This window comes from Pseudothioclava alba (assembly GCF_033100795.1).
GTDB lineage: Bacteria > Pseudomonadota > Alphaproteobacteria > Rhodobacterales > Rhodobacteraceae > Pseudothioclava.
On record NZ_JAWLVI010000002.1, the window covers coordinates 409,205 to 419,574 of the forward strand.

A 10,370-nucleotide genomic window follows, 5' to 3' on the forward strand; every position below is an offset into this window, starting at 1 on the left:
CTTTTTGTTGGTGATTACTTGAACAGCTTGCCCAGACCTTTGAGCACTTCCTGCTCAAGCTTTTTCTTGGCGGCGTCTTCAAGGCTTTCGCCCTCCTGGGTTTCGATCCCGAGCTTCTTTTTGACCTCTTCTTCGGCCTTTTTCTGAACCGCCTTTTTCTCTTCTTTCAGGTTCAGATCAATCGCCTCGTCCATGTCGGGCCAGATTTTCGGATTATCCCACGAGCCGCGAATACGCACCGGAATAACCACGCCGCCGGTCGACTCGGCGCTCGCGGTTTTGGGGGTGAACAGATAGTCGATGTCGCGCGCCCCAAGCCCGACGCGGCCTTTGCCGGTTGCCGAAATCACCGGCAGTTTCAGCAACAGGTCGTTGTTGGTCAGGTTGCCTTTGTCCATCGTAAAACTGGCCGACAGACTGTCGAAAACGGTGGTCCCGCCGGTCGCCAGTCCCTTGCGCATAAGGCTGTCGAGGTCGAACCCCTTGATCGTTCCGCGCCCCATCGAGACGGCGCCTTTGCCTGAAATCGAGTTCATGATCGCGTGGGTCGAGTTGCCCGAGCCAAGGAACTCAAGCTGCGCCTCGCCCTGTCCGGTGAAGCGGTCGACGCCTGCGAGATCGCGCAAAAGCGTCTGCATTTCCATGCCGCTGGCCTTGACCGAGCCGCCGACGCTTAGCCCCTTGCGGTTGTTGGCGACGACTTGTCCGGTGATCGTGCCCGCGTAGCCCGCCAGCCTGTTCAGCGTAACCACCGCGCGCGAGTTGTCGACGGCCGCGCTGGCGCTGGTTGCGCCAAAGGTCAGCCCCGCGACGTTCAGGCCTTTGGCGCTGATGTCCACTTTACCGTTGAAGCTGCCAAGCGCGCTGGCGTCGATGGGGGATTTTGACCAACCGCCAGCGGACGCGCTTGATCCGCCGCCGCCCGCACCTCCGCCAGCTAGCCCCGAAAAATCAAGCGTGCCTGCCGCAAGCGTCGCGGTCACATTGGGGGGCGTTGCGCCCAGATCGACCTGTGCCGCGCCCGACAGGCTGTTCTGGTCCAGCGTGAGGCGCAGGTTTTTCAGGCTCAGAACCATCTTCTCCGAAAGGCTCAGGTCGGCCTCGGCGCTGGCCGCGCGGCCAAGCCCCTGCGGCACCTCGATGCCCTTGACGCCGAGCGAGGCCAGAAAGGCACTGGTGTTCGAAAACTGCAATTTGACCGCACCTTCAAGGCGCAACGGCGCGCTGATTGTGCCGGTGAAGCTGGCGCTGCCGCCGTCGGCCTTGGCGGTAAACTTGCCGGGGCTGGAGCCGTTCTCGATCAGGTTGGCAAGCTGTGATACCTCGCCCGAAACCGAAAGCAATGACGCGCCCTGCGGCCGCGCGCTCAGGTCAAAACTGGCGGCGCCGCGATACTCGGGCCAGCGCAGATCAATCGCCAGATCATCGACGCGGGTTTCGCCGCCCACCTGATGATCGAGGAAGCGCAGCTTGCCGCCGCTAACCAGCGCGCGGTTCAAAGACAGGGCCAGCGGGTTGCTTTTCGATGCGGCGGCGGGCGTGGTGGTCGCGACGCCTTCGACGCCCAGATCCCAGTTCACGCGGCCATCTTTGGCGCGCTCCAGAAGCAGGTTCGGATTGACCGCCTCAAGCCCTGTGATCTTGATCTCGCCGCCAATCAACGAGGCCAGATCAACCCCGATCTTCAAGCTGTCGGCCACCATAAGAGGGCCAGCGTCCGACCAGTCGGCATTGGCTATTTCGATGCTGCCGGTGCTGACGCCCAGAACGGGATAATAGCTGACCTGCGTCTCGCCTTTCAGGGTCACGCTGCGACCTGTCTGGGCCTTGATCTGATCCACCGCAACCTGCGCGATCTTGTCACCCGGAAGCATCAGCAGGCCGGCGGCCAGAACCACCACGCACAGGATCAGCGCGACCAGAATTCGAACAAGCACTCTCATGACACACACCTTTTCACTCTTGCCACAAGGGCGAGCGTAGCGGGCGCGCGCGCGGGCGACAACCGAAACCCCTTGGAGAGCTTCAAGATTTGGTGACTAGAACCACTGCCCCGGCTCCATCAGCCCAAGGTCCATAAGCTGTTGCGAGTTCCACTCGAACGGGACCGAGTTGTGCCACAGAAAGCTATGGATGTCGAAGGACGAACCGGGGTTGAATTTCAACGCCTTCGCCACGCGGAACGAAGCGATCACCGCCGTCAGGTTATGGTGCCACGGGCAGGCGTAGGTGTTGTATTCCTCGTCGTTGAACGTGTGGTTTTCCAGCATCTTCAGGCCCGGCTTGGCCCTGAACAGGGAAATCCGGTCGATCTTGCGTCGGTTGGCGGGGATGTGTTCCTCGAAACGCCAGCGAAGGCCTCCGAAGAAATCGAGCTGCCGCTCTTTCGGGTGGTTGTGGTTGGCCGGATCGGGGCGCGCCAGCGCGAAATAGCCCGCGCGGTCGATCATTGCCTCTTTCAGGTTCACCGCGTTCGGATTGTCCGCCAGGTCCGGCGCATACAAGTCGATGACATAGGTCAGCATCGCGTTGCGGCGTTCCTCGGTGTGGAAGGTCAGCAGCTCGCGCACATCGCGGGTTTCCGAAAACGGGTGGAACAGATATTCGCCGTTATAGCAGTAATAGAGCCATGTCTTCGGTGGCGCGGCCTCGATAATCCGGTTCACGGCCTCGGTCAGCTTGCCCGTGATATGCGCGGGATAAATAATCCGGTGTGTGCGCAACTCGAGATCGGGCGGCAAGGATACCTCGTTCGGGCCAAGCAGCAGGATCGTCCTGAAGCCCGCGCGCATATGGTGGCGCAGCGTCGAGACTACCTCCACCAGATCTTCGGCGAAAATCATGGCAACTGGACCTGCTGCCAGCAGGTCTTTGCTCTCGGTGAGAAACGCATCAAGCGATTGATATTCCATGCCTGCCCCGGCCCGGATCGGTGTTTGTGCTTCGTTGTTGCGGCGCAGGATGGGGCGGGGCGGGCGCGAATGCAAGCCTTGCGCGGCACTTATGGTTGCGGGCGCGGGGTGTTTCGCAGTATCACGCGGCGCGCGAATGAATGGAGGCCCGGATGTCCGAGACGCCGAAGAAGCTGCATATCAAGACCTACGGCTGTCAGATGAACGTCTATGACAGCGAGCGCATGGCCGAGGCCATGGGCGCGAAAGGGTATGAGCTGACCGACGATCCGGCCCAGGCCGATATGGTGTTGCTGAACACTTGCCACATTCGCGAAAAGGCGGCTGAAAAGGTCTATTCCGACCTCGGGCGGCTCAAGCCGTTCAAAGACGCCAAGCCTGATCTGAAAATCGGTGTAGCCGGTTGTGTCGCGCAGGCCGAGGGCGAGGAAATCCGCCGCCGGATGCCGCTGGTCGATCTGGTTGTCGGCTCGCAGAATTACCACCGCCTGCCCGACATGGTTCAGGCGGTCGAGCGCGGCGAAAAACCGGTCGATACCGAGTTCCCGCTTGAGGATAAATTCGACCACCTGCCAAGCCGTCCGCAGGCCGCCCGCCCGACCGCGTTTCTGACGGTGCAGGAAGGTTGCGACAAATTCTGCGCCTTCTGCGTTGTGCCCTATACCCGCGGGGCGGAAATCTCGCGGCCCGGTGGCAAGGTGCTGACCGAGGCGCAAAAGCTGGTCGATAAGGGCGTGCGCGAAATCACGCTTCTGGGCCAGAATGTGAACGGCTATCACGGCGAGGGGCCGGACGGCGATTGGGGGCTGGCGCGTCTGGTGCGGGAACTCGCGAAAATCGACGGGCTGGAGCGTATCCGCTATACGACCTCGCACCCGAACGACATGGATGACGCACTGATCGCGGCCCATGCCGAAGAGCGCAAGCTGATGCCCTATCTGCATTTGCCGGTGCAGTCCGGCTCTGACCGGATTCTCAAGGCGATGAACCGTAAACACACCGCCGAGGATTACCTGCGCCTGATCGAGAAAATCCGCGCCGCGCGCCCCGATATGATGCTCTCGGGCGATTTTATCGTGGGCTTCCCCGGCGAGACCGATCAGGATTTTGCCGATACGATGGAGTTGATCCGGGCGGTGAATTACGGCGCGGCGTTCAGCTTTAAATATTCGCCGCGGCCGGGCACGCCGGCGGCCGATCGCAAGGACGTGGTGCCAGCCGAGGTGGCCGATGCCCGCTTGCAGGAATTGCAGGCGCTGGTCACTTTGCAGCAGCGCTCGGCGCAAGAGGGGATGGTCGGGCGCGAGGTTGGCGTTCTGTTCGAAAAGCCCGGTCGTCTTGAAGGCCAGTGGGTCGGGAAATCCGACTATCTGCAAGCGGTGCATGTGCGCGGCGAGGGGCTGCGTCCGGGCATTCTGGCGCGGGTGCGGATCACCGGCACGGCACCGAATTCGCTTGCGGGTGAGTTGGTCGCTGATTTCTGATTGTTTGTGTGGTGAGGGGGCTTCTCTCTGGGTGTTCAGTCCCGGCATCTGGTGGATCGGGTTTGGGAAGAAACGTTCCGGCTCTGATGTCCTGATTTTGCAGATGTGGGCGTTGCGTTGAGTGTGACCGGATCGCGACCAAGAAGGCCACCCTTCGCCGCTCGCGACAGGCCGCCCCCGTAGTCCCGGCACAGCCGAGCACACAGCCGCAGGCCGCGCCGAGCCAAGGGGGTATGGGCGGCAAGCGCGAGCGCAAGCAGCGCGCCAAGGTGGTGCTGCTGGGGGAGCGGCTTGAAGAACCGAGGCCGTGGGCATGGGATGGGGGTAAGCGGCGTGAGCCGGTGCTCGACCATGACCACAACCCGCCCCTTGTGGTCAGGAAGGTCGGTTGGCGCGTGTGCATGTGCTGCGCCAATCGCTTCTGGAGCACAGACGTCATCCGGCTCCGGATGTGCGAGAACTGCAAGCTGCCGCCCTCGGGGCGGAGACGAAACCCATAACCGCGTGATTGGAGTGGCGTCACGCGGGGCAGGCTCGCCACCTGCACGAGCTACAGGAAACCGACGCTCGTTAGTCCATCGGAACCAGCAGGCGGTGACTTCTCTGTAGCCCGCCAAAATTTTTTTCAGTGAGTGACAGATAAAGTTGCAGCAGCGGAGTTTTGCCCGTTCTCAGCTTCTTTGCGCGATCTGATCCCGCCACCAGTTACTGATCGCTGATTTGCCGACACGGCGCGGTTCCGGGAAATGCTCCGCCACCTCATGCGCGATTTGAGCGTATGTCAATCGGTCGATACGAGCAAGGATAAAGGCTTGGAGTTCCGGGTCACTGTCGATTTTCGGCACGCGGCCCATGCGGTGTTCTTTGCGATGCTCAGTCACCGGGACATTGCATTCTGGCAGGTTGTCTAGCCCGTGTTGAAGCAAGTAATCCTCGCACGAGCCGACTGTTTGAAGAGCGTTTGAAAGGGCTTTTAAACCCTCTTCAAACATTGCTTTGCCAGCTTTGATTTGCGCGTAGGCGTCTCTGATTTTGACACGGATATTTTCGCTCATGCCTTCACCTCGTATAGTTCGCCGCGTTGCCATTTCTGCAGATGCCGCCACTTGGAAAAGGCGTCTTACTCTTCTGCGGTGTATTGCTTGACCTTTGGCATGGTTACGCCAGCAACCCTTCAAGGGTTCCAGTTACAAGATCCGCAAGATCGCTCTCATCTTGATCAGATATCCCGAGGTAGGGGCGCGCGGGGATGCCGCTGCCGATTTCATCGCCACCAAAGTGATGATGCGCGGCATAGATCAGGTTTGACCCCACATGGACTTCGACGCCGGTCGAATAGCTGGCGATGCTGTCGCGCAGATCGTCCTCTTCAACGAGGAGCGAATGGCGGTCTTCGCGCGTGTCGTCATAGGCATCTGACCACGGCACCCAGTCCGTTCCATCAGGCGCCGTCTTGGTGTCAAAGCGGTCGCGCGTGGAGCTTTTAAGAATTGCACCCGCTGCATCAGTCAGCTCGGCCATTTCGAACCCCTCAAGGCGGCTCAGCCGTCTGATGGCTTCATCAAGGCCAACGGTTGTAAGTTGGGCAGTAACACCGGCCATTTCCTTTTTCCTTCCAAAGTGGGGCGGATGGCACCCAATCACATGACCATCCGCCCCGGTTCTGACCCCATGAACAAGGCGAAAAAACGGGGCCAGTATGCTTGAAAAATACGGGCAGGCAGATCCTAGACCTTTGGAGAAACTGCCCGCCACGATCTGGCGTGATATGGACAACACGCCAGACGTTCTTTCAGGAGGATCAAGCGCCCAGATAGGGTGACACGATCAGCGAGGCGCTATCTTTCCATGGGTTAGTATCACCGCCCGTCGAGTTTTCCGAGTTCACGATACGGTGGCCCATTTCCTCAAGCTCTGGGCCGACGACAAGCACGGTCGGCTTGATGCCCAGAATGCGGCCTTGATCGCCGCGCAGCTTCATCATAGCGGCACGGGCAGCGGCGTAATTCGCGGGCGTCAACTCAGCCTTGGAGCCGAACGCAAGCTGCCACAGGCCAAATCCGGCATTGACGCGGGCGCGAATGCCAAAGTGATAAATGTCGGAAAGGAACACCTTGAAGTCATTCTGGCTGTTGACCGCCTGAAGCTGATAACCCTCGCGTTCCTGCCAGATCAGCGGTTTGACAAAGCCCAGCGTGAGAAAGCGAAAAGGCGTCCCTTCCCGTTCAAGGTTGATGAAACAGGTGTGTATCGTCAGATCGAACGCGACAGCGATGACGGCACGGTGCGAAAAAGCTGGGTGCGGTTCGGATCGGAATTGCATCTTCTGGCCCTGACACGGAATGACGAAGGCGAGGATTGGGGGCGGCTTCTGCGCGTGATTGACCGTGACGGGCTGGCGCATACCTGGGCGATGCCCGCCGCCCTTTTAGCGGGTGCTGGTGATCCGCTGCGGGCGGAATTGTTGCGGTTGGGGTTCGAACTTGAGCCGCGCCGTGATGCCAAGGCTTGGCTTCTGGAATACCTAATTACCGCTGAGCCTGAAACGCGGGCGCGGTGTGTGGGCCGGGTGGGCTGGCATGGTGAGACCTATGTCCTGCCCGACGGGCCTATTGGCACGGCTGAGGGTGGCGAACAGGTGTTGCTCCAAACGGCGGAAAAACCTGACCACGCGTTCAACATTGCCGGTCAGTTGGCGGATTGGCAGGCGGAAATCGCCACGCCTGCGCTGGGCAATTCCCGGTTGGTGCTTTCCATTTCTGCGGCCTTTGCCGCGCCCCTGTTAGCCTTGGCAGGCGACGAAGGCGGCGGCTTTCACTTTCGCGGCGCTTCATCCTCGGGGAAATCCACCGCCCTGACGGTGGCGGGATCGGTCTGGGGCGGCGGCGGAACGCGGGGGTTTGTACGCCAATGGCGGGCCACGGACAATGCGCTAGAAAGTGTTGCCGCAATGTCGTGCGACAGCCTGCTATGCCTCGATGAATTATCGCAGGTGGACGCGCGGGCAGCGGGGGCGGCAGCATACATGCTGGCGAACGGCAAAGGCAAGGCCCGCGCTGGGCGCGAGGGGCAAGCCCGCAAGGTGCTGGAATGGCGGGTTCTGTTTCTGAGTAACGGCGAAATCGCACTTGCGGACAAGATCAAGGAAGGCGGTGGCCGAATTGCGGCGGGCATGGAGGTGCGTGTTATCGACCTGCGGGCCGATGCTGGCGCAGGCATGGGGATATTCGACAACACGCACGGCGCGGCTGACCCGGCCACCTTCGCCCAGCGCCTGAAGAAATCGGCTAACACCCACTTCGGCACGGCAGGCCGCGCCTTTGTGGCGGCGCTGGCGGAAGATGTGGCGGAATACCGGGAACAGGTGGCAGACCTACGCAAGAGGTTCACTGAGGCCGCTTTGCCGCCCGGTGCTGACGGGCAGGTGCGGCGCGTGGCGGATCGGTTCGCACTAGTGGCGGCGGCGGGTGAAATCGCCACGGCGCTGGACGTGACAAGATGGCCAGCCGGGGCGGCGCTGGGCGCAGCGCAACGGTGTTTTTTGGATTGGCTGGCGGAACGTGGCGGGGTGGGTTCAAGCGAAGTGGCCGAAGCCAAGCGGCGGATTTCTGAGGCACTTCAACTTCACGGCTCAAGCCGCTTTCAGCGATGGGCGCGGTCAAGCTCTGACCGCATGGTGATTACCAACCGCCTCGGGTTCGTGAAAATCGAAGGCAACCCGGATGTTGAGGAAGTCGAAAGCACCTTCTTTTTCATGGCCGAACCGCTCAAGGAAATCTTGGCAGGGTTGGATTTTCGCGCGGTGGTGGCTGAACTCATGGCGGCGGGGGTGATCGTCAGTCAAGGCGGCAAGCCGAATAAGGTGTTTCACGTGTCCAGCGGCGGCGGAAAGCACCGCCTTTACCAGATTGACCGGGACAGGCTGGACGGGGGAGCAGATGGCCCGGAAACCTGATTGGCAGGCTTTGGGCGCATTGTTCGATCAAACGCCCCCAGCGCCCGCCACAGCCCCGCCCAGCACCAACGAGGATGGCACGGCGGTTTACAACGGGGAACGTTTACCCAAGTGGCTGGTGCGCGACCTGATGCAGGAACGTGCCGCTATCCGTGAATACGGCGGTGGCATGACACGCGAGGAAGCCGAAGCCCTGACCCTTCGAGGCTTGCAGCGTGGATAATAGTGCAACAGCGTATGCGAACGCCGTAGGGTATCAGGCAACATCATCAAACACGCTTGCGTCCCAGAAACACCCTAACGGCGCACTCAAACGCCGTAGGGTATCAGGCAACATCATCAAACACGCTTGCGTCCCAGAAACCCCCTAACGGCGCACTCAAACGCCGTAGGGTCTCAGGCACCATCATCAAACACGCTTGCGTCCCAGAACCACCCTAACGGCGCACTCAAACGCCGTAGGGTATCAGGCAACATCATCAAACACGCTTGCGTCCCAGAAACACCCTAACGGCGCACTCAAACGCCGTAGGGTATCAGGCAACATCATCAAACACGCTTGCGTCCCAAGATCGTTAAAATTGAGACTCTAATTGACATTCGCATTGATGCCGCTTACTTCTTGATGAGAGATTTTCCGAAATTCTGGGACACAAATGCGCTACGCTCTAGAAAACTACTCGTTCGAAAACGCTGTAGAATACCATTACGGGAAGTTCCCACCACAAAGCCTAGACTACTCAAGGCTAGTTCGCCCTCTTGCGGAAGCAACGGAGGCATTGGCCAGATATGACCAAATGCTACAATCACTGCACAACAGTGAAATACTTCTGACCTCACTTCGGGGACAAGAAGCAGTTGTCTCATCCCGGATGGAAGGAACAATATCCACATTGGATGAAGTGCTTCAAATTGAAGCTGACAGCGATGACGATGAGGTTTCGTCCGGTAAGGCCCGCAGTGAAGCTATAGAAGTATTTCTATATTCCAGCTCCTTGAGGCGAGCACAAACAGCGCTGGAAGAAGGTCAGCCCATCTCTGAATTCTTGATTCGACAGACACACCGTCACTTGCTGAGCTTTGGAAGAGGGGCCTTCAAAACGCCGGGTGTTTATAAAACAGAGCAAAATTATATAGGCGATGATCGGAAGAAGGAGGTCTACTTTATTCCAATCACTCCCGAGCAGCTTGCTCCGGCTATGCAGAACCTAGTTGAGTTTATGAATGGTGATACCCTTCTAGCTCTTTTAACCACTGCCATATCCCATATCGAATTTGAGGCACTGCATCCATTCAATGATGGCAATGGGCGGATAGGTCGAATGTTGATTACGCTATTGCTATGGAAAAAAGGCGTGATTTCGCGTCCTCATTTCTACATCAGCGGATATTTGGAAGAGGAAAAAGCTGAATACATAGAGCGCATGAGGCAAGTGTCCTTAAACAATGATTGGACGGGCTGGGCAGAGTTTTTCCTCGTGGCTTTAGCCGAACAAGCCCGCAGAAACTTAGATACTGCTCAGAGGATCAATGCGCTCTATGAAGAAATGAAACCGGTGTTCCGAGAAGCACTCGCCTCGCAATGGGCAACGAACGCACAAGATTTTATCTTCACGCAGCCCATTTTCAGAAACAACAAGTTTACAGGAAAGAGCGGCATCCCGAAGCAAACTGCGGCTCGTTTCACGCGTGCTCTTTTAGATCGCGGCCTACTACTTGAACTAGCGCCATCTTCCGGAAGGCGCGCAGCCCTGTACGCATTCGAACCCCTTATTGCTCTTGTTCGAGCATAGTAGTTGCTGCTCCAAACAAAAAATGTGACGTCTTCGCATTGGATTAATGTTTACGCGGCCTGGTGTTTTAGACGGGCTTCGACAAAGGCCGCTGAAAGGCGTTCAGGGTGACGTGCTCCCCTGAAAAGTCCTCGATTTGAGGTTAGGCTGTTCTCCAACTGAGGAGACAGACGATGAAGAGAAGCCGTTTCAGCGAAGTGCAAATCATTGGCATCCTGAAGGAGCA

At 58.9% G+C, this 10,370-nt stretch carries 9 protein-coding genes; 4 read left to right on the plus strand and 5 right to left on the minus strand.

Annotated features, from left to right (window positions below; genetic code table 11):
- Window positions 1-14: 14 nt before the first annotated feature.
- Together RYZ20_RS07915 and RYZ20_RS07920 are read right to left on the minus strand one after the other, a co-directional pair.
- On the minus strand, window positions 15-1,943 hold the full coding sequence (locus tag RYZ20_RS07915; RefSeq protein WP_317672166.1) for an AsmA family protein: 1,929 nt from the start codon (window positions 1,941-1,943) through the stop codon (window positions 15-17).
- Window positions 1,944-2,039: 96 nt separating this feature from the next.
- The gene (locus RYZ20_RS07920) at window positions 2,040-2,912 is read right to left on the minus strand and encodes a hypothetical protein (RefSeq protein ID WP_317672168.1); all 873 of its coding nucleotides are present in this window, start codon (window positions 2,910-2,912) and stop codon (window positions 2,040-2,042) included.
- 152 nt (window positions 2,913-3,064) lie between these two features.
- Between RYZ20_RS07920 and miaB the strand changes: the two genes are divergently transcribed.
- Entirely contained in the window at window positions 3,065-4,396 is a 1,332-nt protein-coding gene (gene miaB, locus RYZ20_RS07925; RefSeq protein ID WP_317672170.1) for a tRNA (N6-isopentenyl adenosine(37)-C2)-methylthiotransferase MiaB, read from the plus strand.
- A gap of 671 nt (window positions 4,397-5,067) precedes the next feature.
- On the opposite strand, the gene RYZ20_RS07930 is transcribed toward miaB, so the two are convergent.
- From RYZ20_RS07930 to RYZ20_RS07940, 3 genes are all read right to left on the minus strand, one after another.
- Window positions 5,068-5,451 carry a hypothetical protein gene (locus RYZ20_RS07930; RefSeq protein WP_317672172.1) on the minus strand — a complete coding sequence of 128 codons (384 nt, stop codon included), beginning with the start codon at window positions 5,449-5,451 and terminating at the stop codon, window positions 5,068-5,070.
- 103 nt (window positions 5,452-5,554) lie between these two features.
- Window positions 5,555-5,998, minus strand: a complete 444-nt coding sequence (locus tag RYZ20_RS07935; protein WP_317672174.1) for a phage virion morphogenesis protein — start codon at window positions 5,996-5,998, stop codon at window positions 5,555-5,557.
- A gap of 199 nt (window positions 5,999-6,197) precedes the next feature.
- A complete protein-coding gene (locus RYZ20_RS07940) occupies window positions 6,198-6,719 on the minus strand; it encodes a Mu-like prophage major head subunit gpT family protein (RefSeq protein WP_317672176.1) in 522 nt (173 codons plus the stop codon).
- Here RYZ20_RS07940 and RYZ20_RS07945 point away from each other — a divergent pair.
- From RYZ20_RS07945 to RYZ20_RS07955, 3 genes are all read left to right on the plus strand, one after another.
- On the plus strand, window positions 6,681-8,351 hold the full coding sequence (locus RYZ20_RS07945) for a DUF927 domain-containing protein (protein WP_317672179.1): 1,671 nt from the start codon (window positions 6,681-6,683) through the stop codon (window positions 8,349-8,351). The two genes, RYZ20_RS07940 and RYZ20_RS07945, sit on opposite strands and share 39 nt — an antisense overlap.
- The gene (locus RYZ20_RS07950; RefSeq protein WP_317672181.1) at window positions 8,335-8,574 is read left to right on the plus strand and encodes a hypothetical protein; all 240 of its coding nucleotides are present in this window, start codon (window positions 8,335-8,337) and stop codon (window positions 8,572-8,574) included. The genes RYZ20_RS07945 and RYZ20_RS07950 overlap by 17 nt, the downstream gene beginning before the upstream one ends.
- A 433-nt stretch (window positions 8,575-9,007) precedes the next feature.
- Window positions 9,008-10,144, plus strand: a complete 1,137-nt coding sequence (locus RYZ20_RS07955; RefSeq protein ID WP_317672183.1) for a Fic family protein — start codon at window positions 9,008-9,010, stop codon at window positions 10,142-10,144.
- The last annotated feature ends 226 nt before the right edge of the window (window positions 10,145-10,370 follow it).

Coding starts and splice junctions, on each gene's coding strand:
- RYZ20_RS07940 (WP_317672176.1), bottom strand. CDS start 6,719: ATGCAATTCCGATCCGAACCGCACCCAGCTTTTTCGCACCGTGCCGTC.
- miaB (WP_317672170.1), top strand. CDS start 3,065: ATGTCCGAGACGCCGAAGAAGCTGCATATCAAGACCTACGGCTGTCAG.
- RYZ20_RS07915 (WP_317672166.1), bottom strand. CDS start 1,943: ATGAGAGTGCTTGTTCGAATTCTGGTCGCGCTGATCCTGTGCGTGGTG.
- RYZ20_RS07955 (WP_317672183.1), top strand. CDS start 9,008: ATGCGCTACGCTCTAGAAAACTACTCGTTCGAAAACGCTGTAGAATAC.
- RYZ20_RS07920 (WP_317672168.1), bottom strand. CDS start 2,912: ATGGAATATCAATCGCTTGATGCGTTTCTCACCGAGAGCAAAGACCTG.
- RYZ20_RS07950 (WP_317672181.1), top strand. CDS start 8,335: ATGGCCCGGAAACCTGATTGGCAGGCTTTGGGCGCATTGTTCGATCAA.
- RYZ20_RS07930 (WP_317672172.1), bottom strand. CDS start 5,451: ATGAGCGAAAATATCCGTGTCAAAATCAGAGACGCCTACGCGCAAATC.
- RYZ20_RS07935 (WP_317672174.1), bottom strand. CDS start 5,998: ATGGCCGGTGTTACTGCCCAACTTACAACCGTTGGCCTTGATGAAGCC.